19 protein-coding genes and 1 pseudogene are annotated in these 22,940 nt (G+C 61.1%); 11 read left to right on the top strand and 9 right to left on the bottom strand.

The features are described from left to right. Window positions 1-114 precede the first annotated feature (114 nt). Complete coding sequence (locus ACI2KB_RS08065) at window positions 115-978, bottom strand: methyl-accepting chemotaxis protein (RefSeq protein ID WP_404633568.1); 864 nt, start codon at window positions 976-978, stop codon at window positions 115-117. Next, window positions 973-1,740, bottom strand: a pseudogene (locus tag ACI2KB_RS08060) (MCP four helix bundle domain-containing protein); the annotation flags it as partial. The gene ACI2KB_RS08065 and the pseudogene ACI2KB_RS08060, both read right to left, overlap by 6 nt. A 205-nt stretch (window positions 1,741-1,945) precedes the next feature. Here ACI2KB_RS08060 and ACI2KB_RS08055 point away from each other — a divergent pair. Both ACI2KB_RS08055 and ACI2KB_RS08050 read left to right on the top strand, forming a co-directional pair. Further along, complete coding sequence (locus ACI2KB_RS08055; protein ID WP_404633566.1) at window positions 1,946-2,434, top strand: GFA family protein; 489 nt, start codon at window positions 1,946-1,948, stop codon at window positions 2,432-2,434. A gap of 94 nt (window positions 2,435-2,528) precedes the next feature. Further along, window positions 2,529-4,067: an FAD-dependent oxidoreductase gene (locus tag ACI2KB_RS08050; protein WP_404633188.1), complete on the top strand. Its 1,539-nt coding sequence runs from the start codon at window positions 2,529-2,531 to the stop codon at window positions 4,065-4,067. A gap of 201 nt (window positions 4,068-4,268) precedes the next feature. On the opposite strand, the gene ACI2KB_RS08045 is transcribed toward ACI2KB_RS08050, so the two are convergent. Continuing rightward, window positions 4,269-5,363: an MBL fold metallo-hydrolase gene (locus tag ACI2KB_RS08045; RefSeq protein ID WP_404633186.1), complete on the bottom strand. Its 1,095-nt coding sequence runs from the start codon at window positions 5,361-5,363 to the stop codon at window positions 4,269-4,271. Window positions 5,364-5,583: 220 nt separating this feature from the next. Here ACI2KB_RS08045 and ACI2KB_RS08040 point away from each other — a divergent pair, with 220 nt between their 5' ends. Next, window positions 5,584-6,204 (top strand): TetR/AcrR family transcriptional regulator, encoded by a 621-nt coding sequence (locus ACI2KB_RS08040; protein WP_404633184.1) that lies wholly within the window; start codon window positions 5,584-5,586, stop codon window positions 6,202-6,204. On the opposite strand, the gene ACI2KB_RS08035 is transcribed toward ACI2KB_RS08040, so the two are convergent. Then, complete coding sequence (locus tag ACI2KB_RS08035; RefSeq protein WP_404633182.1) at window positions 6,201-6,881, bottom strand: DJ-1/PfpI family protein; 681 nt, start codon at window positions 6,879-6,881, stop codon at window positions 6,201-6,203. The two genes, ACI2KB_RS08040 and ACI2KB_RS08035, sit on opposite strands and share 4 nt — an antisense overlap. 121 nt (window positions 6,882-7,002) lie before the next feature. Between ACI2KB_RS08035 and ACI2KB_RS08030 the strand changes: the two genes are divergently transcribed. The 4 genes from ACI2KB_RS08030 (at window position 7,003) to ACI2KB_RS08015 (ending at window position 11,928) form a co-directional block, all read left to right on the top strand. Further along, complete coding sequence (locus ACI2KB_RS08030; protein WP_404633180.1) at window positions 7,003-7,983, top strand: GlxA family transcriptional regulator; 981 nt, start codon at window positions 7,003-7,005, stop codon at window positions 7,981-7,983. 273 nt (window positions 7,984-8,256) lie between these two features. Beyond that, on the top strand, window positions 8,257-9,606 hold the full coding sequence (locus ACI2KB_RS08025; RefSeq protein WP_404633178.1) for a gluconate:H+ symporter: 1,350 nt from the start codon (window positions 8,257-8,259) through the stop codon (window positions 9,604-9,606). Next, window positions 9,607-10,467, top strand: coding sequence for a MurR/RpiR family transcriptional regulator (locus ACI2KB_RS08020; protein ID WP_404633176.1), 861 nt, complete (start codon window positions 9,607-9,609; stop codon window positions 10,465-10,467). 3 nt (window positions 10,468-10,470) lie between these two features. Then, window positions 10,471-11,928 (top strand): amidohydrolase family protein, encoded by a 1,458-nt coding sequence (locus tag ACI2KB_RS08015; protein WP_404633174.1) that lies wholly within the window; start codon window positions 10,471-10,473, stop codon window positions 11,926-11,928. 225 nt (window positions 11,929-12,153) lie between these two features. Here ACI2KB_RS08015 and fahA read toward each other — a convergent pair whose 3' ends face one another. Together fahA and hmgA are read right to left on the bottom strand one after the other, a co-directional pair. After that, on the bottom strand, window positions 12,154-13,452 hold the full coding sequence (gene fahA / locus ACI2KB_RS08010) for a fumarylacetoacetase (protein WP_404633172.1): 1,299 nt from the start codon (window positions 13,450-13,452) through the stop codon (window positions 12,154-12,156). After that, complete coding sequence (gene hmgA / locus ACI2KB_RS08005; RefSeq protein ID WP_404633170.1) at window positions 13,449-14,765, bottom strand: homogentisate 1,2-dioxygenase; 1,317 nt, start codon at window positions 14,763-14,765, stop codon at window positions 13,449-13,451. The genes fahA and hmgA overlap by 4 nt, the downstream gene beginning before the upstream one ends. A gap of 206 nt (window positions 14,766-14,971) precedes the next feature. Here hmgA and ACI2KB_RS08000 point away from each other — a divergent pair, with 206 nt between their 5' ends. Next, the gene (locus ACI2KB_RS08000) at window positions 14,972-15,766 is read left to right on the top strand and encodes an IclR family transcriptional regulator (protein ID WP_404633168.1); all 795 of its coding nucleotides are present in this window, start codon (window positions 14,972-14,974) and stop codon (window positions 15,764-15,766) included. Window positions 15,767-15,915: 149 nt separating this feature from the next. Here the strand turns inward: ACI2KB_RS08000 and hppD are convergent, their stop codons facing one another. The 3 genes from hppD to glcC form a co-directional block, all read right to left on the bottom strand. Next, complete coding sequence (hppD, locus tag ACI2KB_RS07995; protein WP_404633166.1) at window positions 15,916-16,992, bottom strand: 4-hydroxyphenylpyruvate dioxygenase; 1,077 nt, start codon at window positions 16,990-16,992, stop codon at window positions 15,916-15,918. 143 nt (window positions 16,993-17,135) lie between these two features. Then, the gene (gene maiA, locus ACI2KB_RS07990) at window positions 17,136-17,768 is read right to left on the bottom strand and encodes a maleylacetoacetate isomerase (RefSeq protein WP_404633164.1); all 633 of its coding nucleotides are present in this window, start codon (window positions 17,766-17,768) and stop codon (window positions 17,136-17,138) included. 146 nt (window positions 17,769-17,914) lie between these two features. Further along, window positions 17,915-18,688 (bottom strand): transcriptional regulator GlcC, encoded by a 774-nt coding sequence (gene glcC, locus ACI2KB_RS07985; protein WP_404633162.1) that lies wholly within the window; start codon window positions 18,686-18,688, stop codon window positions 17,915-17,917. A 386-nt stretch (window positions 18,689-19,074) separates the two neighbouring features. Here glcC and glcD point away from each other — a divergent pair, with 386 nt between their 5' ends. Genes glcD through glcF form a run of 3 tightly spaced genes read left to right on the top strand, consistent with a single transcriptional unit; the run spans window position 19,075 to window position 22,898 of the window. Further along, window positions 19,075-20,574 carry a glycolate oxidase subunit GlcD gene (glcD, locus tag ACI2KB_RS07980; RefSeq protein WP_404633160.1) on the top strand — a complete coding sequence of 500 codons (1,500 nt, stop codon included), beginning with the start codon at window positions 19,075-19,077 and terminating at the stop codon, window positions 20,572-20,574. A 23-nt stretch (window positions 20,575-20,597) separates the two neighbouring features. Beyond that, window positions 20,598-21,671, top strand: coding sequence for a glycolate oxidase subunit GlcE (gene glcE, locus ACI2KB_RS07975; protein WP_404633564.1), 1,074 nt, complete (start codon window positions 20,598-20,600; stop codon window positions 21,669-21,671). A gap of 3 nt (window positions 21,672-21,674) precedes the next feature. Then, on the top strand, window positions 21,675-22,898 hold the full coding sequence (gene glcF / locus ACI2KB_RS07970) for a glycolate oxidase subunit GlcF (RefSeq protein ID WP_404633158.1): 1,224 nt from the start codon (window positions 21,675-21,677) through the stop codon (window positions 22,896-22,898). The last annotated feature ends 42 nt before the right edge of the window (window positions 22,899-22,940 follow it).

The raw sequence follows: 22,940 nt of genomic DNA, 5'->3' as shown, positions 1-22,940 counted from the left end.
AGACGGGTCGAATCATGCAAGCCACAGACGGGTGCAGGCAAGTGAATGAGGTGAATCCTTTAAGCTAAAGATTCTGTAGGCGTGAGCTTGCTCGCGCCTACAACGAGGCGAACGCTACACCCGGAAACGCGCAACCACCTGATTCAACTCCCCGGCCAGTCGCGACAGTTCGTTGCTCGACGCGCTGATCTGGTTGGCGCCGGACGACGATTGCAGCGACAGGTCACGAATGTTGACGATGTTGCGGTCCACTTCCCGCGCCACCTGCGCCTGCTCTTCAGCGGCACTGGCGATGACCAGGTTGCGCTCGGAAATCTGGTTGATCGACGAAGTGATGCGGTTCAACGATTCACCCGCCCCTTGCGCCAGCTCCAGGGTTTCAGTGGCTCGGGAACGGCTGACCAGCATCGATTCCAGCGCTTCACTGGAACCGCTGCGCATGGTGGAGACCATCTTGTCGATTTCCAGCGTCGATTGCTGGGTGCGGTGGGCCAATGCGCGAACCTCGTCGGCGACCACGGCAAAACCGCGCCCCGACTCGCCAGCGCGAGCCGCCTCGATGGCAGCGTTCAGCGCGAGCAGATTGGTTTGTTCGGCAATCGAGCGAATCACGTCCAGCACTTTGCCGATGTCTTGCGATTGGTCGGCCAAGGTCTGCACCAGCACCGAGGTGTGCTGCACGTTATTGGAGAGGTTCTGGATCGAGCTGACGGTCTCGATCACCCGAGCCTGACCGTCCTGAGCCGCTTCGTTGGACTCGCTCGACGCCTGGGACGTGGACACCGCGTTACGCGCCACTTCTTCCACCGCCGAGGTCATTTCATTGACGGCCGTGGCGGCCTGTTCGATCTCGGCGTTCTGCTGATGCAGGCCGCGATGGCTGTCTTCGGTGACCGAATTCAGTTCGGTGGCCGCCGACGCCAACTGGCTCGCTGAACTGCCGATCAGGCTCAAGGTACTGCGTAAGTTGTTCTGCATTTGTTGCAGCGCACTGAGCAAGCGCGTCACTTCGTCCTTGCCTTCGACGCGGATGTCGTGGGTCAGGTCGCCCTTGGCCACGAACTCGGCGGCGCTGACGGCGTCCTCCAGCGGCAGGATGATGCTGCGAGTCAGCCACAGGGCGAGGATCACTGTGGCCAGCGCCGCGATCAACACGAAGACCAGCACGATGGTGCGTGAATGGCCGTATTGCGACTCGGCCGCCGTGCCTTCCAGCTCGACCTGATGAGAGTAGAAATCCGCCAGATCCCCCAACTGCGCACCGGAGTTGTCGACGGTGGTTTTCATGTCCACCAGCAACAAGGCGTTCAAGCCTTTGAGGTCACCGCTGTCAGCGAGCACGAAGGATTGCGCCAGCCCACGCTGATAGTCGGCCAGGGTGGTGCGGAATTTGTCGTAGAGGACCTTTTCCTCGGGGGTGTCGATGAATTTATCGAGGCTGGTGAGCTTGTCAGCCAAGACCTTGGCGCGGGCGTCCATCTGCCCTTTGTAGACGCTGACATTCTTCGGATCCGGGTCCAGTGCCATGCGCAGGGAAATCGTACGAATGCGCAGCATGGCCTCGCGGATGTCATTGACCAGACGCATGCTTGGCATCCAGTTGCTTTCGACCGCCACCTCACTTTGGCGAATGGTGGACATCTGGCTGAGGGCAAACCAGCCCAATAGCGCAACAAGCAGGGAAATCAGGGTAAATCCAAGGCCCGCGCGGCGGGCGATGGTCAGGTTGCGTAGATTCATGACCGTAGGCTCGTTATTTTGGGGGCGTGTAGGTGTGACGGCGTCGCAAAGTCATCGTATGACTACCGCTTATCGACGCCGCGAGGCGCTTCTTGAGTCGCCGTCAGATGAAGAATCCGAACGCCTGTTCGACGAAACATCGAACCCCTCGTCCTTGAGCGGTCTAGACCTGAAAGACAGCGATCAACAGCACGGGAGACGAATCATGCATCTGGAAGGTTCCTGTCATTGTGGGGCGGTGGAGTTCAGCCTGACCTGCGCCCACCCCTACCCTTATCAGCGTTGCTATTGCTCGATTTGCCGCAAGACTCAGGGCGGTGGCGGTTACGCGATCAACCTGGGTGGCGAGGCGAAAAGCCTGAAGGTCAAAGGCCAAAACAGCATCGCGATCTACCACGCGAAAATGCGTGACGACGAACACAAGCACGTCCACACCAGCAGCGCCGAACGGCATTTCTGCAAACACTGCGGCAGCGGTCTGTGGCTGTTCAGCCCCGAGTGGCCGGAACTGATTCACCCTTTCGCTTCGGCCATCGACACCCCTCTGCCTACGCCGCCGGAACATACGCACCTGTTGCTGGACTCCAAAGCGTCCTGGGTGGAAGTGGAAGCAGGGCCGAACGACCTGCAATTCGAACGATACCCTGAGGAGTCGATTGCCCAATGGCATGAGCGGTTGGGGCTGGAGCGTTGACCCCCTTCTCTGTAGGAGTGAGCTTGCTCGGCAAATTCTCTGAACCTCTCCACGACCCGCCGACTCCCAACAGAAAGCCTGGGAGGATAAGCACATGCCAATGCATCGAGTCGCCAGCCTGGCCGATCTTCGTCGGGATCGCGGCATTCAGGTTGAAGTGGGGAAGAAAAAGCTCGTACTGGTCTGGCATGGTGAAGAAGTTCGGGCCTATCAGGCCGAGTGCCCCCATGCTGGCGCGCCACTGGCAGAGGGCGCGGTGTGCAACGGCCATCTGATCTGCCCGTGGCACAAGGCCGAGTTCGCGGTCTCCGATGGCCATTTGTGCGAGCCGCCTGCGCTGGATGCCCTGACGCGCTATCCGACGCAAGTCATCGAAGATCAGGTACACGTCGACGACCAGCCCGTGGAACCGAGACCAGAAGCCCTCGCCGACGACGATCGTTGCTTCATCATCATCGGCGCGGGTGCCGCCGGGACCGCCGGGGCATGCGCACTGCGAGAACAGGGATTCAACGGTCGAGTATTGCTGATCGATCGCGAACACTCACCGGGTTACGACCGCACTGCGTTGAGCAAATTCGTGCTGGCCGCCGACATGCCCCCAGATGAAACGCCTGCCTTACGGGAAGATGCGTTCTACGTTGATCAACGCATCGAGCGCATTCAGGGTGAGGTGATGAAGCTCGATGCCCTCAACAAACGGGTGACCCTCTCGGACGGTCGCCGCCTCGATTACGACTCGGCACTGATCACCACGGGCGGCGATCCGCGTACCCTGCCGCTGATTGGCGCAGACCTTGCGCACGTGTTGACCCTGCGCTGCCGCGACGATGCAGAAAAAATTCTGCACGCGGCGCAGCCCGGCCGTCACGCGCTGGTTGTGGGCGACAGTTTCATCGGACTAGAGACGGCTTCTGCGCTACGCAAACACGGCGTCAACGTCACCGTGCTGGCCCGTCATGAAATTCCGTTTGCCGGGCAATTGGGTGAGCGCATCGGCAAAGCCCTTCGGTCGTTGCACGAGCAGAACGGCGTGTTATTTCGCACCCATGTCGATGTTAGCCGCTTCGAAAGCGATGATCATGGACAGCTGACCACTGCGGTGCTTAGCAACGGCGAACGCTTGCCAGTCGACCTGGCCCTGATCGGCATCGGTGTCACCCCTGCCACTCAATTCGTCGATGGTATCCAACGAGAGCAAGACGGCTCGCTGAGTGTGGACTCAGGCATGCGCGCAGGTAAGGATTTGTGGGCCGCAGGCGACATCGTGACCTTCCCGCTCGCGGGCCAGTCCAAACGCATCGAGCACTGGCGGCTGGCGCAGCAGCAGGCGCGCATAGCGGCCAGAAATATGCTGGGTGGGCAAGACAACTACAGCGATGTCCCCTACTTCTGGACCCAGCAGGTGGAAAAACGTCTGGATTACCTCGGCCACGCCGATGCATGGGATGACATCGTTTACCTGGGAGATCCCGAAGCGTTCGACTTCCTCGCGCTGATTTGCAATCAAGGTGCGGTAAAGGCAGTGGTCGGCTGCGAACGAGAGCGGGAGGTGGCCATGTTGGCGGAACGAATGAAACAGCCATTGTTCAAGGATGAAGCCGTCATGTTGATCCGACAGATCAGTGCCTGAACACAAAACGGAGAAGCGAAGATGTCACATGAATCGAACCGTGAAGACCTCGAACACACACCCCAAAATGCCGGGAAAATCGATGAACGGCACAAGCAGGCTAATCAACAAGGGGAACAGCCTCGCCATCCTGGACACGAGAAAAACGAGCCTGTCAGCGGGGATCAGAATCGGGACAAACCCTGACCCCGCTTTTGATGTTCATCGACTGGTCGCTGGCTGACGATTACACCGACGCTTGTGCTGACACGGCGCCTGAACCTCGACCGCTTTCTCGACTTTCATCCACCACGCCTCGCCCCGACTGGGGTATTGCAGATAGAACGGCTGGCCCATCTCCGGCGTGGTGATGGAAATGCTGCGATCCCACGCCAGCGCCAGAATACGGTCGAACGGTTCATGCCAGGCGTGCATCGCCAGATCGAAGGTGCCGTTATGGATGGGCAACAACCACTTGCCGCGCACGTCAATGTGCGCTTGCAGGGTTTCTTCCGGTTGCATGTGCACGTCCGGCCACTCGACGTTGTAGGCGCCGGTCTCCATGAGGGTCAGGTCGAACGGCCCGTACTGCTCGCCGATCAATTTGAAACCCGGGTGATAGCCGGTGTCACCGCTGAAAAAGATCCGTTGCTCGCCATCGATCATCACCCACGAGCACCACAACGTCTGATTGCCGTCGCGCAGGCTGCGGCCGGAAAAATGCTGAGCCGGTGTAGCGACGAAACGGATGCCGTGAATGTCGGTGGACTGCCACCAGTTCAACTGTTGGACTTTCTCGGCGGGCACGCCCCATTCAATCAGCGTATCGCCCACACCCAGTGGCGCGATGAAATGTTCGGCCTTGTCCTTGAGCACCTGAATGGTCATGTGATCAAGGTGGTCGTAATGGTTGTGGGACAGGATCACCGCCTTCAGCGGCGGCAGGTCCTCCAGGCTGATCGGAGGCTGGTGGAAGCGCTGTGGCCCGGCCCATTGCACGGGCGAGGCGCGCTCGGCGAACACCGGGTCGGTAATGAAATACTGGTCACGCAGTTTCAGCAGCACGGTCGAATGCCCCAGGCGATACACCGTGTTGTTCGGCGCGGCCAGCAGTTGCTGACGGGACAGCGGCTGAACCGGAATCTCACCCACGGGGCGCGTGTGGCGAGGCTTGTTGACCATGGCATTCCAGAAGATGCGCAGCGTCTTGACGAAGCCCGAGCGCTGCATGGGCTTGTGATTGCGGTAGCGACCCTCTTCGCGGGCAAGGACCGGCAACGAAGGAGCGTTATCGAGGTTTTTTTCGATCGAGGCCATGAGGTGCTGACTCCATGAAACGGGTGGAGGTTTCTGCAGTGGCGGACGCATTGCAGAATGTTGCATACGACAGAAAGAAGTAAGCGGGAAGTTGTAACAGGCTTTTACACTACACAGTGTAGTTTCTAGCTTGCACGAATCCCAAAGAGAAGTAAACTGCTCGGTGTAATTTTCCTGCTGGCGGCCCACAAGGTCAGCATCACCTCTCAGAAGAGACGACATGACAGCCCCGACGCGCCTGACCGACCGAAAACGTGAATCCATCGTGCAGGCGGCCATTGCCGAATTCCGCGATAACGGTTTTGAGGTCACCAGCATGGACCGCATCGCTGCCCGGGCTGAAGTCTCCAAGCGCACGGTGTACAACCATTTCCCGAGCAAGGAAGAGCTGTTCTCGGAAATGTTGCAGCGCCTGTGGGCCAGCGCCGCCGCGCAGCCGGACGCCGCTTACCGGCCCGGCGTACCGCTGCGCGACCAGTTGCGCGAACTGCTCAATGCCAAGATGAGCACCTTGGGCGACAGCAATTTCATCGACCTGGCGCGGGTGGCCATCGGCGCGACGATTCACTCCCCTGAGCGGGCGCAAGTCTGGGTCAACCGCCTCAATCAGCGGGAAGAAACCTTCACCGTCTGGGTACGCGGCGCACAACAGGACGGCCGCCTCAAAGCCGTCGAGCCGGGTTTTGCCGCCTCGCAAATCCATGCCTTGCTCAAAGCGTTCGCCTTCTGGCCGCAAGTCACCCTCAACGAGCCGCTGCTCACCCTCGAAAAACAGGTCACCGTGGTGGAATCCGCACTGGACCTGTTTCTCTGCTGGTATGAAATCCGCCCAGCGGTTTAACGCTTGGCGGCGACCACCCGCCCGACGATTTCCCGGCGCACCTGCAAGCCAGGTTCGGCACGCTCTCTGGCAATCGCCAACACCTGTTCCGGTGCGGTGTCCGGACGGCCTGCATTAAACGGTGGCGCAGGGGCGTATTCGATTTGCAACTGGATGGCCTGGGCTGTGTCGGCGTCGAAAATCTCGGCAATCAACGTCAGAGCGAAGTCGATGCCTGCCGTCACGCCACCCCCGGTCATCAGGTTGCCGTCCCGTACCACGCGGTCCTTGACAGGAATCGCCCCGAATTGTTCCAGCAGGCTGTGGGACGCCCAGTGGGTCGTCGCGCGCTTGCCATTCAGCAACCCCGCAGCGCCGAGCACCAACGCGCCCGTGCACACTGACGTGACGTATTGCGCGTTCTTCGCCTGCTGCTGGATGAACGCCAGCGTCTGCGCGTCCTCCAGCAAGGCATCGATCCCCACGCCCCCCGGCACGCAGATCACGTCCAGATCAGGACAGTCAGCAAACGTCACGGTCGGTTGCAGCCCAAGCCCGGTGCTGGATTGCAGCGGGTCGAGGTTCTTCCAGACCAGGTGCACGGTCACGCCGGGCGTGCTGGCGAAAACGTCGTAAGGACCGGTCAGGTCCAGTTGTTGAACCTTGGGAAATACCAACAGGCCGATGTGCAGCGTCATGGGGGTCGCTCCTTGGTGGATGTGAGGGAGTCATTGGACGGATTCACTGTAGCCAGATACGCTTTGGCAGATACGCCATTAACCCCACAGATTACGCCAACCCTTTTGATCGAGAACGGCCATGGCTCACAGCCCCAAACCCATTCACATTCTGGCGTTCCCCAATGTGCAGTTGCTGGATGTCACCGGGCCGCTGCAAGTGTTCGCGTCGGCCAACGTGCATGCGGCGGAGCACGGGTTGCCTGCCCCCTACTCGCCCATGGTCATCGCCCGCGAGCACGGCCACATCGTGTCATCCGCAGGTCTTGGGCTGCTGACGTATCCACTGCCGACAACCGCATCCGACACGCTAATCATCGCCGGTGGCCGAGGTGTCCATACGGCGTTGCAGGATAAGGATTTACTCATGTGGGTTCGGGCTCAGGCAGCACGCGCGCGTCGGGTGGCCTCCGTCTGCACGGGCGCCTTCCTGCTGGCTGAAACCGGCGTGCTGGACGGCCATCGCGTGGTGACCCATTGGGACAGTTGCGCGGAGCTGGCCCGACGCTACCCCGCGTTGCAGGTCGATCCCGAACCGATTTTCATCAACGAAGACGTGCTGTGGACGTCCGCCGGCGTAACGGCAGGCATCGATCTGGCGCTCGCGATGGTCGAGGCCGATCTGGGGCGGACCGTGGCGCTGGCGGTGGCGCGGGATCTGGTGGTGTTTCTCAAACGGCCGGGCGGCCAATCGCAATTCAGCACTGCATTGTCGCTGCAACACACCACCCGCAGCCAGGACAGTCGCTTTGGCGATCTGCATGCCTGGATGCTGGACAACCTGGCCAGCGACCTGTCCGTCGCCACGCTGGCGGCGCAAGTGGGCATGAGCGAACGCAGCTTCGTGCGCCACTACCGCGCCCAAACCGGCAACACCCCGGCCCGGGCCATCGAGCAATTGCGCGTTGAAGCTGCACGCCGGTTGTTGGGGGACAGCGCGCTGCCGATCAAGCGGATTGCCGATCGCTGCGGGTTTGGCACTGAAGAGACCTTACGTCGGAGTTTCCTGCGCACCGTGGCCGTCACGCCGCAAGCGTATCGGGAGCGGTTCAGTGCGGGGTGATCTGCGTTGCCCGTGGTCAGTCGCCGCATGGCCAATAAGAAATTAATTTTCATAAATTGATATTTTTATCGATTTTCGTGTAATTTAATTTTCATCACGAAATCAGAGATAAAAATAATGCCTGCCTGTGATCGTCGCCTTTCGACCCTTGCTTCATGCCCTGAACCTTTCGCAACGCCCACTGCCGAGACCGTTTTCATCGCAGGTCTACGCCCGGACTGAACGCCGTCGCCGCCCTGCCTGACCTCCACTTTCTCTGCAAGGAACCGTTGCATGCCCCCTTCTACCGGCCTGTCCCTGTTGGTCTATGCCGCCATCGCGATCATTGCCCTGATCGTGCTGATCGCCCGTTTTCGCCTCAACCCATTTGTCGTCATCACCTTGGTGTCCGTTGGCCTGGCGCTGGTTGCCGGGATGCCTGCCGCCTCCGTGGTGACCTCTTATGAAGGAGGTGTCGGCAAGACCCTCGGCCACATCGCGCTGGTGGTGGCACTGGGCACGATGCTCGGCAAAATGATGGCCGAATCCGGAGGTGCCGAGCAGGTGGCGCGCACGCTGATCGACCGCTTCGGTGAGCGCAACGCGCATTGGGCAATGGTCTGCATCGCCTTTCTGGTGGGCCTGCCGCTGTTCTTCGAAGTCGGCTTCGTGCTCCTGGTGCCGATCGCCTTTACCGTCGCGCGTCGAGTTGGGGTATCGATCCTGATGGTTGGCCTGCCGATGGTGGCCGGTCTGTCAGTGGTGCACGCGCTGGTGCCGCCACACCCGGCCGCGATGCTGGCAGTGCAGGCGTATCAGGCATCCGTCGGCCAGACACTGTTTTATGCCATCCTGATCGGCATCCCGACCGCGATCATCGCGGGCCCGGTCTACGCAAAGCTCATCGTCCCGCACATTCATCTGCCCGATGAAAACCCGCTGGCCAGGCAGTTTCTCGACCGTGAACCACGCAAACAACTGCCCGGTTTCGCGACCACCATGGCGACCATTCTGCTGCCGGTTTTCCTGATGCTGCTGGGCGGCTGGGCCAACCTGATTTCGACGCCGGGCAGCGCGCTCAACAGCTTTCTGCTGTTTGTCGGCAACTCGGTGATCGCCCTGCTGCTGGCGACCTTGCTAAGCTTCTGGACCCTGGGTATCGCCCAAGGCTTCAATCGCGATGCCATCCTCAAGTTCACCCAGGAGTGCCTGGCTCCGACCGCGAGCATTACCTTGCTGGTGGGTGCCGGTGGCGGTTTGAATCGAATTCTGGTGGACAGCGGCGTGACCAACGAAATCGTCGGTCTGGCCCAGGATTTCCATCTGTCGCCACTGCTGATGGGCTGGCTGTTCGCGGCCCTGATGCGCGTTGCTACCGGTTCCGCCACGGTGGCGATGACCACCGCTTCCGGCATCGTCGCGCCGGTTGCCATGGGCTTGGGCTATCCGCATCCCGAATTGCTGGTGTTGGCGACCGGCGCAGGCTCGGTGATCTTTTCCCACGTCAACGACGGCGGGTTCTGGCTTATCAAGGAGTACTTCAACATGACCGTGGCACAGACCTTCAAGACCTGGACGGTGCTGGAAACGCTGATTTCGGTCATCGCGTTCGTCCTCACCCTCGGTCTGGCGCAGGTGATCTGAGTGGACATCCTGTATCAGATCCGCGCCCGTCAGGATTCCTTCAGCGCTGGAGAGGGCCGCATCGCCAAACTGATTCTCAGCGACGTCGCATTCTCGGCCAGCGCCAGCCTCGACGAGCTGGCGGCCCGCGCCGAAGTCAGCAGCGCGACCCTGTCCCGCTTCGCCCGCACCGTGGGCTGCAAGGACCTGCGCGACCTGCGCCTGCAACTGGCGCAGGCCAGTGGCGTGGGCAGCCGTTTTCTCAAACCGGAACAGGCGCCGGAACAGTCGGCGTTTTTCAGCCAGATCGTCGGCGACATCGAATCCACTCTGCGCCAGCATCTGGCGGGCTTCGACGACGCCCGTTTCAAGGCTGCCGTCGCCCTGCTCGCCCCGGCGCGGATGATCCACAGTTTCGGCATGGGCGGCTGCTCCAGCTTGTGCAGCGACGAATTGCAAACCCGCCTCGTGCGCCTGGGCTACCCGATCGCCGCCTGCCGCGACCCGGTGATGATGCGCTTGATCGCCGCCACCCTCGGTCCTGATCACAGTCTGGTCGTCTGCTCGCTGAGCGGGCTGACCCCGGAACTGCTGGATGCCGTGACACTGGCACGCAGTTACGGCGCGAAAGTCGTGGCGATCACCCTTCCCCAGTCGCCTCTCGCGACATTGGCCGACGTACTGCTGCCGTTGCAGATCGCTGAAACCAACTTCATCTACAAACCCACGGCGGCGCGCTACGGCATGCTGCTGACCCTCGACGTGCTGGCCACCGAACTGGCGTTGATCGCTCCGGATGACAATCAGGAACGCCTGCGCCGCATCAAGCTGGCCCTCGACGATTACCGCGGCGGCGACGACGGCCTGCCGCTTGGAGACTGACCCATGCTTTATGACCTGATCATTCGCGACGCGCTAGTGATCGATGGCAGCGACACGCCCGGCTTTCGCGCCGACGTGGCGATTCGTGACGGGCGCATCCAGCGCATCGGCGATCTGAAAGGCGTTTCGGCGAACGAAGACATCAACGCCGCAGGCCGCGTGCTGGCACCAGGCTTTATCGACGTGCACACCCACGACGACACTGTGGTCATTCGCCAGCCTGACATGCTGCCAAAGGTCACCCAAGGCGTGACCACAGTCATCGTCGGCAACTGCGGCATCAGCGCGTCTCCGGTGACGCTCGCGGGTGATCCACCGGACCCGATGAACCTGCTCGGCCCCGCCAAAGCATTCGTGTACCCGCGCTTTCGCGACTACCGCAACGCCGTGGACAAGGCGCGTCCGGCGGTCAACGTTGCGGCACTGGTCGGCCACACTGCCCTGCGCAGCAACCATCTGGACGACCTGTTTCGCACCGCTCACCCTGCCGAAATCAGCGCCATGCGCGAACAACTGCGCCAAAGCCTGGAAGACGGCGCACTGGGGCTGTCCACCGGGCTGGCGTATGCCACGGCCTACGCGGCAGAGACTGACGAGGTCAAACAACTGGCCGAGGAGTTGACGGCCTTCGGCGCGGTGTACACCACTCATCTGCGCAGCGAGTTCGAGCCGGTGCTGGACGCCATGGACGAAGCCTTCGACATTGGCCGTCATGCGCGATCGCCCGTGGTGATTTCTCACTTGAAATGCGCAGGCGCAGGCAACTGGGGGCGCAGCCCGCAACTCCTGGCCTCGCTGGAAAAAGCTGCATCGAGCCACCCAGTCGGTTGCGATTGCTACCCGTATGCGGCCAGTTCGTCGACGCTGGATTTGAAGCAGGTGACGGACGCCTTCCGCATCACCATTACCTGGTCCACGCCGCACCCTGATCAAAGCGGACGTGACCTCAAAGAGATTGCCGCCAACTGGGGCGTGTCACTGCTGGACGCCGCGCGCCAACTGCAACCGGCAGGCGCGGTGTATTACGGCATGGACGAGAACGATGTGCAGAACATCATGAAACATCCGCTGTCGATGATCGGCTCGGACGGGCTACCCGAAGACCCCTTCCCTCACCCGCGTCTGTGGGGCGCATTCCCACGTGTGCTAGGGCATTTCAGTCGCGACCTGGGATTGTTTCCGTTGCACCGGGCCATTCACAAGATGACCGGACTGACTGCGACACGCTTTGGTCTGCATGAGCGCGGCTTCGTGCGCGAAGGGTATTGGGCGGATCTGGTGTTGTTCAACCCGGACACCGTGCGGGACGTAGCCGATTTCAAGGAACCGAAACGCGCTGCCGAAGGCATCGACGGCGTGTGGGTGAACGGGCAGTTGAGTTATGCCCTAGGCAAACCACAGGGAGAGCGGCAGGGGCGATTTTTGCCACGCAGCGGGTCGTTGGTCGCAGGGTTCAACTGACAAAACGCGATCCTGCGGGAGATGCCATGTTGGCTGTCCAACTGCATTCGCCACCAGAGGCGGCTCCCACAATGGTCGCGCCGGATCCAAGCCCCTTGTGCGACGCCGAACCTGTGGGAGCCGGCTTGCTGGCGAAAGCGGTGAATCAGCAACACATGAATTGCCTGATACAACGCATTCGCGACCCAGTTGGCTCCCACATGAAGGATGCCGGAGCTGAGGAACTCAGCCGACAATCACCCCACGACACTCCCCAAACCCGATACTCACCTCCCCGTCCTTGCGGCAGCGCGCCTTGAGGATCACTTCATCTCCGGATTGCAGGAAGGTGCGTGTCTCGCCGCCTGGCAGTTCGACCGGGTGTTTGCCGCCCTCGGTCATCTCCAGCAAACTGCCGAACTGCCCCGTCTGCGGCCCGGACAAGGTGCCGGTGCCGAACAGGTCCCCCGCCTGCAACTGGCAACCATTGACGCTGTGATGGGTGACCATTTGCGCCACCGTCCAGTACATGTTCAACGTGTTGCTCAACGCCAGGCGATAAGGCGCGATACCCCGCGCTTTCATCTGGGCCGTCAGCAGCAACACTTCCAGCTCGATGTTCAGCGCCCCTTCGACCTGATCCTGTTCATCGAACAGGTACTCCAGCGGCTGAGGGTCACCTTCCGGGCGCTGGGGTTGCGCGCAACGGAACGGCGCCAGCGCTTCGGCGGTGACCACCCACGGCGACAGGCTGGTGGCGAAGCTCTTGGACAGGAACGGCCCCAACGGCTGGTACTCCCACGCCTGAAGATCCCGCGCCGACCAATCGTTCAGCAGACAGAACCCGGCAATGCGCTGACCGGCTTCGCGGATATTGATCGGCTCGCCCACATCATTGCCAGGCCCCATCCACACACCCAATTCCAGTTCGTAATCCAGACGCTTGCTCGGACCGAACGACGGCACTTCAGCTCCCGGTGCCAGGGTCTGGCCATTCGGGCGTTTGACCGGTGTACCTGAGACCCGCAGCGTCGAAGCGCGCCCATGGTAGGCGATGGGCACGTACTTGTAGTTCGGCAGCAACGGGCTGTCCGGGCGAAACAGTTTGCCGACGTTGGTCGCGTGATGTATGCCCACGTAGAAGTCGGTGTAGTCGCCCACTTGCGCGGGCAAGTGCATCCGGCATTCGCTCATCGGCACCAGCAAGGCATCGCCCAATATCTCCAATTCTTTACGCTGCGCGCTGCCTTCACTCAGCAGATCCAGCAACGCATGGCGCAGCGCCTGCCGAGACACCGCACCCAAGGCGAAAAACGCGTTGAGCTGCCCATGTCGCGCCGCTTCGGCGGCTATCCGTGCCTCTCCCTTGAACTGCCCGGTTTCGTAGGCCACCTGCAAATCGAAAACGAAATCACCAATGGCCACGCCCCCTCTTGCACTGCCGCCTTCGCGGCTGAACACGCCAAATGGCAGGTTCTGCAACGGGAAATCCGGGTGGTCGTTGGCGCAGGTCACCCAACTGCGCAGGTGTCTGGAAGTGCTCATCGTTGGCTGTCCGTCTCGAAAGGTTTGAAGGTGTTGGCGATGCCGTCCCAACAGGCATCGTAGTCGCTTTGCAGTTGCGGGCATTCCAGCGCGTGGCGGCTGGGGCGCAGGACCTTGCCGGTCTCGAACATGAAGGCCATGGTCTGTTCGATCTTGTGCGGCTTGAGGTCGGCGGCCATGGCCTTTTCCGCCGTGGCGTTGTCCGGGCCGTGAGCACTCATGCAGTTGTGCAGCGAGGCGCCGCCGGGCATGAAGCCCTCGGCCTTGGCGTCGTAGGCGCCGTCGATCAGCCCCATGAACTCGTTCATCAGGTTGCGATGAAACCACGGCGGACGGAAGGTGTTTTCAGCCACCATCCAGCGCGGCGGGAAGATCACGAAATCGACGTTGGCCTGGCCGTGGATGGCGCTCGGAGATGTCAGCACGGTGAAAATCGACGGGTCCGGGTGGTCGTAACTCACGGTGCCGAGGGTGTTGAACACGCGCAGGTCGTACTTATACGGCACGTTGTTGCCATGCCAGGCGACGACGTCGAATGGCGTGTGCGCCAGTTGCGTTGCCCAGAGTTCGCCGAGGAATTTCTGCATCAGTACCGTGGGCGTTGGGTCGTTCTCGAAGTGCGCCACCGGCACCTGAAAATCACGCGGATTGGCCAGACCGTTGCTGCCAATGGGGCCCAGATCTGGCAGTCGCAGCGCGCAGCCGTGGTTTTCGCAAATGTAGCCCCGCGCCTGTCCGTCGAGCAGGTCCACGCGGAATTTCAGGCCACGGGGGATCACTGCAATTTCCTGAGGCTCGATGTCCAGTCGACCCAACTCAGTGATCAGCCGCAGGCGGCCTTGCTGGGGAACGATCAACCATTCGCCGTCGGCATTGAAAAACGCCCGCTGCATGGACTGATTCGCGGTGTAGACATACACGCTGACGCCCTCGGCCTGATCGGCTGCGGAGGTACTGGCCAAGGCGATCAGGCCGTCGATGAAGTCAGTGGGTTCGACGGGAACATCGAAGGCGTTCCAGCGCAGGCGATTCGGGGTAACGGGACCTTGTTGCTGGCCGCTGATCTGCCGCTCAAGACGCTGAAACGCCGGATGCGCGGCTGAGGGGTGGATACGGTAGAGCCAGGCCCGCCGCGCCTCGGCACGAGGAACGGTGAACGCCGTGCCGGAGAACTGTTCGGTATACAGACCCAGGGGGTGACGTTGTGGCGAGTTCTGTCCCACGGGCAACCCCCCGGGCACCGCCTCGCTGGAGAAGTGATTGCCAAAGCCGGATTGATACCGAAGGGCTTCGGGTGCGGATGTGTTGAGCATCTCGACCTCTTGTTTTTATTGAGGGCTTGCATGCCTCCGTAGCATTCCGACTCACCGACGGTTGCGCCTGAACTGTCGCTACCGCCGGCAAGCCGTGCTGCTACAAAGGAAAACATGTTATTCGTAAATGGATTACGAATAACGTAATTTGAGTTCCCGCGACGGTCAAGCTATAAAGCAGCATTTTCAGACCGACGCCTTGGCCCATGACAGACGATTCCTCAACCCCAGTAGTCCCACGCCAACAAAAGGTGCAATCCGCCGAGGTCGGCGTCGGCATTCTCAAAGCACTCGCTGAACTGGCCCCTGCCACCTCGCTGTCGAAGCTGGCCGAATACGTCGATATGCCCGCCAGCAAGGTGCACCGCTACCTTCAGGCGTTGGTGGACAGCGGCTTTGCCGAGCAGGACCCCATGACCAGCCATTACCGGCTGGGTCGTTCAGCGTTACAGGTGGGCTTGGCGGCATTGAGCCAGTTGGACGTACTGAAAGTCAGCGCACCGGAACTGATCGCCCTGCGCGACGACATCAACGAAACCTGCTTTCTCGCGGTGTGGGGCAACAAGGGTCCGACAGTGGTGTACCTCGAACAGTCGCTGGGCGCGGTGACGCTGGTCACGCAGATCGGCTCGGTATTGCCGCTGCTCGGGTCATCGACCGGACGAGTGTTCGACGCGTTCCTCTCTCCCGCAGAAACCGCCCTGCTGCGCGAGGCGGAATCAGCGCACCTGAACGCAAAGCAACTAAAAGAGACAGACCGCCACATCAAGGAAATCCGCAGCACGGGTGTGCATCAAATTCACGGCTTGCTGATGGCAGGTGTCAACGCGGTGTCTTCCCCGGTGTTCGCCATGGGCCACAAACTGGTGGGGGTGGTGACGATTGTAGGTTCGGCGTCGGCATTGACCGATGAACGCCAGAAGGCGGTGGCGCAGAAGCTGCTGCAAACCGCACAGACCATCAGTGCGCGGATGGGTGGGGAAATGCCGAAAGCGTATTGAGGTGCAGCGCCAAATATCGCACTTTCGACGCTGAACTGCGGGGGCCGGCTCGCTGGCGAATACATCGGGCCAGTCACCTTCTTCGGTACAGAAATACCGCTTTCGCGAGAAAGCCGGCTCCCACAGAGATCAGCGCAGACTGTCAGACCTCAATCCGCCGTCAACACCCCACGGCGCAACTGGTCACGCTCGATGGATTCGAACAGTGCCTTGAAATTGCCCTCGCCAAAGCCGTCATCGCCCTTGCGCTGGATGAACTCGAAGAACACCGGTCCCATCAGGGTTTCCGAGAAAATCTGCAACAACAACCGCTTGTTACCACCTTCTGACGTGCCATCCAGCAAAATGCCGCGGGCCTTCAATGCCTCTTCAGGCTCGCCGTGGTTTGGCAGACGGCCTTCAAGCATTTCGTAGTAGGTGTCCGGCGGCGCGGTCATGAAGCGCATACCGAGGGCCTTCAGACGGTCCCAGGTCTTGACCAGATCCTCTGTGAAAAATGCCACGTGCTGGATGCCTTCCCCGTTGAACTGCATCAGGAACTCTTCAATCTGCCCCGCACCCTTCGAGGACTCCTCGTTGAGTGGAATGCGGATCATGCCGTCCGGCGCGGTCATGGCTTTCGACGTCAGACCGGTGTACTCACCCTTGATATCGAAGTAGCGAATTTCACGGAAGTTGAACAGCTTTTCATAGAAGTTCGCCCAATACGCCATACGCCCGCGGTACACGTTATGGGTCAGGTGATCGATGAACTGCAGGCCCGCGCCCTCCGGATGGCGGTCAACCCCCTCGATGAATACGAAGTCGATGTCATAGATCGAGGTGCCCTCACCAAAACGGTCGATCAGGTACAACGGCGCGCCGCCAATGCCCTTGATCGCAGGCAGGCGCAGCTCCATCGGCCCGGTCGCGATTTCAATCGGTTGCGCCCCCAGCTCAAGCGCACGCTTGTAGGCCTGATGCGAGTCCTTGACCCGGAACGCCATGCCGCACACAGACGGGCCGTGTTCGGCAGCAAAGTATGAGGCTTCACTGCGCGGCTCGTTGTTGAGGATGATGTTGATCGCGCCCTGGCGGTACAACGCCACGTTTTTGGAACGGTGGTGGGCGACTTTGGTGAAACCCATCATCTGGAACACCGGCTCCAGCGTGTTGGGGGTTGGCGAGGCGAATTCGATGAACTCGAAGCCCATCAGGCCCATGGGGTTGTCGTAGAGATCGGTCACGGTCTTGCTCCTGCTAAAAAGTGAAAGGCACGGCGGCGAAAGTCACTGTTCAGCGGGGAGGCGCGCAGGGAATCCCCCGCACACTACGGGCGAGAAAGTCGCCAAAGATCAGTTGCAGACCGAAGATTTTCATGTAGGAAAGATTACTCCGGCTTATCAGCTTGCGCATCTGGATGCGCTGCCTTGAAGGCCGGGTGTTGCAGGGCCAACGCTTCGACCCGACAGATGCGTGGGAAAGCACTCAGGATCACGTTGAAACGACGGGCTGCGTAGACTTGCGGCAACAGGTAAATATCCGCAAGGCCAACGGCACCAAAACAGAAGCCATCATCGCCGATCAGTGCTTCAACAGCGGCCAAACCTTCGCTGACCCAATGGCCGATCCAGGCCGTCACATCACCCTCGTCATGACCCAGCCCACGCAATCGGTTGAGCACGGCCACGTTGTGCAGCGGGTGGATGTCACAGCCGATGAGCGCGGCGATTTCACGATGCTTCGCGCGTTCGATCAGGTCGGTGGGAAGCAAGGGCGATTCGGGGTAGCGCTCTTCCAGATATTCGATGATCGCCAGGGACTGGATGATCACCTCAGACGTGTCCACCCGCAGCGCCGGAACGCGCCCTTGCGGGTTGATGGCCCGATAATCCGGTTTGCGGTGTTCGCCACCGTCGCGGATCAGGTTGACGGGAATCGCGTTGACCTCCAGCCCTTTCAGCGCCAGTGCGATGCGCACGCGATAGCTGGAGGTTGATCGGTAGTAGGTATAGAGATCCACGGGCAGGCCCTGCTTTTTGTTATTATCGTAAATTGTTTACGCAATGCGTAACAAACTGAATGATCTATCACCCAGAGTCAAGCGTAAACACGATACCTGCGGGGGAATGCATTCGCGATAAGGCCCGACAGCCCAACGCTGCCTGATCAGATCCATCCCTCCAGACGCAACGTCGCGCGCACCAGCCGTTGCTCCTCGTTTTCAATCTCCCGCAGGCTGTCGCAAATACTCTGAATATGCGCCACAGCGGCCTTGCGCGCCTGCTCCGGTAGCCTGCCAGTCACCGCGTTATAGAGCCGCGCATGGTGCCGGTCGATCTGGCGCTTCTCGGCTTCACGGTGATAGAGGTTGTTGACCGACGCAAATACGGTGTTGAGCAGCAAATCGGTCAATGAACGCAGGGTCTGCACCAGCACCGGGTTGTGGGATGCCTCGCAGATCGTCAGGTGAAAGGCATGATCGAGTCGCGCATGTTCGGAAGCGGGCAATTCGTGATCATGGGCCGCGACCAGGGCATCGTAGGCACGGGTGATCAGCACGAAATCGGCGTCGGTGCCACGTAATGCGGCCAGCCGTGCGGACTCGCCTTCCAGCAGGCTGCGTACTTCGAACAGGTCGTACAGCGTGCGCGGCTGGGAGGCGAACAGGTGCATCAGCGGCGAGGCAGCGGTGATGCCCAGCCCGCCCATCTGTGCGACGAACGAGCCCTGACCGTGGCGGGTTTCGATGATGCCTCGGGCGCGCAGCAGTTTGAGCCCTTCGCGCAACGCGGTGCGGGACACGCCAAGTTTCTCGGTGAGGCGCCGTTCGGAGGGCAGCGATTGCCCGACCTTGAGCACGCCGTCGACGATCAGGCGCTCGATGCGTTCGCTGACGACGTCAGCGACTTGTTGTGGGCGTTCAGTGTTGAAGGTGTCCATGGCAGATCACTCATTGTGGGAGCCGGCCGGGCGGCGCTCCGCTTGCTGGCGAAAGCGGTGTGACAGTCAACTCATCTTTATCCGATGTATCGCATTCGCCTCCAAGCGGAGCGCCGCCCGGCCGTCTCCCACAAGGTACCCCGAGCCGACAACTGGTATGACCAGATCCAGCAACAACAACAAAACGTCCCATCACATCTCATAACTATTTGATTCAAATTGATTTTATAGAAATACATTGTGCAAACGCCAAAAAAAACTGGTTCGACCAGTGCGTTTTGCCATGGACAGTAAATCCCTTCCGGCCAATGATGCAAGTCAGCCGCAGAACGTTCCGGTCAGGAACGGGCCATCAATAAAAACAATGACAGGGTGACGAACCCACCATGAATATCCTGTACGACGAAAGCGTCGATGGCGCGTTGCCTGCCATCGACAAGGCCCAGTTGCTGCAAGCCTTGCAGTCGCGATTGCCTGATCTGGACATCCTCCACCGCGAGGAAGAACTGCGCCCCTATGAATGCGACGGCCTTTCGGCCTACCGCACCACGCCGATGCTGGTGGTGCTGCCCGAACGAGTCGAGCAGGTGCAGGCGCTGCTCAAGGTCTGTCATGAACGCGGCGTGCCAGTGGTGGCCCGCGGCGCAGGCACCGGGTTATCCGGCGGCGCTCTGCCTTTGGAGAAAGGCGTGCTACTGGTGATGGCGCGCTTCAACAAGATCCTGCACATCGACCCCGCCGGGCGCTTTGCCCGCGTACAACCCGGTGTGCGCAATCTGGCGATTTCCCAGGCCGCGGCGCCCTTCGATCTGTATTACGCCCCCGATCCGTCGTCGCAGATCGCCTGTTCCATCGGCGGCAACGTCGCGGAAAACGCAGGTGGCGTGCATTGCCTCAAGTACGGCTTGACCGTGCACAACCTGCTCAAGGTCGACATCCTTACCGTTGAAGGCGAGCGCATGGTGCTCGGTTCCGACGCGCTGGACTCCCCCGGCTTCGACCTGCTGGCGCTGTTCACCGGCTCCGAAGGCATGCTCGGGATCATCACCGAAGTCACCGTGAAACTGCTGCCCAAACCCCAGGTGGCGCGGGTGCTGCTGGCCGCATTCGACTCGGTGGAAAAAGCCGGTCGCGCCGTGGGCGACATCATTGCCGAGGGCATCATTCCCGGCGGGCTGGAGATGATGGACAACCTGGCCATTCGCGCCGCTGAAGACTTCATCCATGCCGGTTATCCGGTGGACGCCGAGGCCATTCTGCTGTGCGAACTGGATGGCGTTGAGGCGGACGTTCACGACGACTGCGACCGCGTGCGCGCGGTGCTGGAAAAAGCCGGGGCCACCGAAGTGCGTCAGGCCAAAGACGAAGCCGAGCGCGTGCGTTTCTGGGCCGGTCGCAAGAACGCCTTCCCGGCGGTCGGTCGGCTGTCACCGGATTACTACTGCATGGACGGCACCATTCCGCGCCGGGAACTGCCGGGTGTGCTGAAGGGTATTTCGGCGCTGTCCGAAGAATACGGCCTGCGCGTGGCCAACGTGTTTCACGCCGGTGACGGCAACATGCACCCGCTGATCCTGTTCGATGCCAACCGGCCGGGCGAGCTGGACCGCGCCGAAGCTTTGGGCGGCAAGATTCTCGAACTGTGCGTGAAAGTCGGCGGCAGCATCACCGGCGAACACGGCGTGGGCCGCGAGAAGATCAATCAGATGTGCGCCCAGTTCAACAGCGACGAGTTGACCCTGTTCCACGCGGTGAAAGCAGCGTTCGACCCAAGCGGCATGCTCAACCCCGGCAAGAACATTCCGACCCTGCACCGCTGTGCCGAATTCGGCGCGATGCATGTGCACATGGGCAAGTTGCCCTTCCCTGAACTGGAGCGTTTCTGATGGGTGCCGAACGTCAAATCAACCTGAGCGCGCAGGACCGCGACGCCAGTGATGAACTGTTGGCGCAAGTCAACGAGGCCATCCAATCCGGTTTGCCGCTGCGCATTCAAGGCGCCAACAGCAAGGCGTTTCTCGGTCGCGAGGTAGCTGGCGAGGTGCTCGACACCCGCACCCATCGCGGCATCATCACCTATGACCCCACCGAACTGGTGATCACCGCCCGCGCCGGGACGCCACTGAGCGAGCTGAATGCCGCGTTGGACGCTGCCGGACAGATGCTGCCGTGCGAGCCACCCACTTACAGCGACGGTGGTGTGGGCGATGCCACGGTGGGCGGCATGATTGCTGCCGGACTGTCCGGGCCGCGTCGCCCGTGGGCAGGTTCGGTGCGCGATTACGTGCTCGGCACCCGCATCATCACAGGGCTTGGCAAGCACCTGAAATTCGGCGGCGAAGTCATGAAGAACGTCGCAGGCTACGACCTGTCGCGGCTGATGGCGGGTAGCTTCGGCTGTTTGGGGTTGATCACCGAAGTTTCGTTGAAAGTGCTGCCCAAGCCGCGACTGTGCACCAGCATCGCTCTGGAAATGGACACGCCGCACGCACTCGCCCGTCTGGCTGAATGGGGCCAGCAACCGCTGCCGATCAGCGCGGCCAGTCAGGACGGGCGGGTATTGCGTCTGCGCCTGGAGGGCGGTGAAGGCTCTGTGGCCGCAGCCCATGATCGCCTCGGTGGCGAGTCTATCGATCCGGCGTATTGGCAGGCGTTGAACGAACATCGACTGGATTTCTTCACCGACGGTCGCCCGCTGTGGCGCCTGTCGCTGCCGACCCCTACCGGCGTGCTGGACCTGCCGGGTGATCAGTTGATCGACTGGGGCGGTGCGCAACGCTGGCTGAAGTCCGACGCCACGGGCGAAGAGATTCGCGCCATCGTCAACGCCGTCGGCGGTCACGCCACCTGTTACAGCCACGGCCTTGAAGACAGCCCGTTCCAGCCACTGGCCGCGCCGGTCTTGCGCTATCACCACCAGCTCAAGGCGCAACTCGATCCGCACGGGATTTTCAATCCGGGCCGAATGTACGCAGAGATTTGAACCATGCAGACCACCCTGAGCGAACAGGCGAAAAGCCTGCCCCGTGGCGACGAAGCCGAAAGCATCCTGCGCAGTTGCGTGCATTGCGGTTTCTGCAACGCCACCTGCCCCACCTATCAACTGCTGGGCGACGAACTGGACGGCCCCCGCGGCCGAATCTACCTGATCAAGCAAGTGCTGGAAGGCAAGGAAGTCACCGAAAAGACCCAGTTGCATCTGGACCGCTGCCTGTCCTGCCGGAACTGCGAAACCACCTGCCCGTCCGGGGTCAATTACCACAACCTGCTGGACATCGGTCGGGCCGTGGTCGACGCCGCCGTACCGCGCCCCATGAGCCAGCGCGTACTGCGTGAAAGCCTGCGTGCGGTGGTGCCAAATGCTGGGCTATTCAAATCTCTGACCCAAGTGGGCAACGCGTTTCGCCCGCTGCTGCCCACAACGCTGAAAAGCAAACTGCCTGGCCAGATTCGCCCGGCCAAGGAACGCCCGACCCGGCAACACGCACGGCAGATGTTGATCCTCGAAGGTTGCGTGCAACCGGGCCTGTCGCCCAACACCAACGCGGCGACGGCACGGGTATTGGATCGTCTGGAAATCAGCGTCACATCCATCGCTCAAGCCGGTTGCTGCGGCGCCGTGGATTATCACTTGAACGCTCAGGAGCAAGGCTTGGAACGCGCCCGTCGCAACATCGATGCCTGGTGGCCGAGCGTACAGGCCGGGGCCGAAGCCATCGTGCAGACCGCCAGCGGTTGCGGCGCGTTCGTCAAGGATTACGGGCACATGCTGCGCGACGATCCGGCCTACGCTGAAAAAGCCGCGAAGATCAGCGCCCTGACCAAAGACCTCGTAGAAGTGCTGCGCGCCGAGCCGCTGGAAAAGCTCGGAAGCTGCACCAGCACGAAACTGGCGTTCCATTGCCCCTGCACGCTGCAACATGCGCAGAAACTCGGCGGCGCGGTGGAGTCGGTGTTGACCCGTCTGGGCTTCAACCTGACCGCAGTGCCCGACAGTCACCTATGCTGTGGCTCGGCTGGCACGTACTCGATCACTCAACCCGAGCTGTCGAAGCAGTTGCGCGACAACAAGATGAACGCGCTGGAAAGTGGCCATCCGGAGGTTATCGCCACCGCCAACATCGGTTGCCAGACCCACTTGGCCAGCGCCGGTCGCACGCCAGTGAAGCACTGGATCGAACTTATCGAGGACGCCCTGCATCCGATGTGATCGCAGGCCGTCTCGCCCCTTACAACAATCATCAGGAGAAGC

Source organism: Pseudomonas sp. NPDC088444 (assembly GCF_044900175.1).
In the GTDB taxonomy this organism is placed as follows: domain Bacteria; phylum Pseudomonadota; class Gammaproteobacteria; order Pseudomonadales; family Pseudomonadaceae; genus Aquipseudomonas.
This window is presented reverse-complemented; position numbering and strand designations above follow the sequence as displayed.

Coding starts and splice junctions, on each gene's coding strand:
- glcC (WP_404633162.1), bottom strand. CDS start 18,688: ATGGACACCTTCAACACTGAACGCCCACAACAAGTCGCTGACGTCGTC.
- ACI2KB_RS08030 (WP_404633180.1), top strand. CDS start 7,003: ATGGCTCACAGCCCCAAACCCATTCACATTCTGGCGTTCCCCAATGTG.
- glcD (WP_404633160.1), top strand. CDS start 19,075: ATGAATATCCTGTACGACGAAAGCGTCGATGGCGCGTTGCCTGCCATC.
- ACI2KB_RS08045 (WP_404633186.1), bottom strand. CDS start 5,363: ATGGCCTCGATCGAAAAAAACCTCGATAACGCTCCTTCGTTGCCGGTC.
- ACI2KB_RS08015 (WP_404633174.1), top strand. CDS start 10,471: ATGCTTTATGACCTGATCATTCGCGACGCGCTAGTGATCGATGGCAGC.
- ACI2KB_RS08000 (WP_404633168.1), top strand. CDS start 14,972: ATGACAGACGATTCCTCAACCCCAGTAGTCCCACGCCAACAAAAGGTG.
- fahA (WP_404633172.1), bottom strand. CDS start 13,452: ATGAGCACTTCCAGACACCTGCGCAGTTGGGTGACCTGCGCCAACGAC.
- glcF (WP_404633158.1), top strand. CDS start 21,675: ATGCAGACCACCCTGAGCGAACAGGCGAAAAGCCTGCCCCGTGGCGAC.
- ACI2KB_RS08050 (WP_404633188.1), top strand. CDS start 2,529: ATGCCAATGCATCGAGTCGCCAGCCTGGCCGATCTTCGTCGGGATCGC.
- ACI2KB_RS08055 (WP_404633566.1), top strand. CDS start 1,946: ATGCATCTGGAAGGTTCCTGTCATTGTGGGGCGGTGGAGTTCAGCCTG.
- ACI2KB_RS08035 (WP_404633182.1), bottom strand. CDS start 6,881: ATGACGCTGCACATCGGCCTGTTGGTATTTCCCAAGGTTCAACAACTG.
- hmgA (WP_404633170.1), bottom strand. CDS start 14,765: ATGCTCAACACATCCGCACCCGAAGCCCTTCGGTATCAATCCGGCTTT.
- ACI2KB_RS08040 (WP_404633184.1), top strand. CDS start 5,584: ATGACAGCCCCGACGCGCCTGACCGACCGAAAACGTGAATCCATCGTG.
- ACI2KB_RS08025 (WP_404633178.1), top strand. CDS start 8,257: ATGCCCCCTTCTACCGGCCTGTCCCTGTTGGTCTATGCCGCCATCGCG.
- ACI2KB_RS08065 (WP_404633568.1), bottom strand. CDS start 978: ATGCAGAACAACTTACGCAGTACCTTGAGCCTGATCGGCAGTTCAGCG.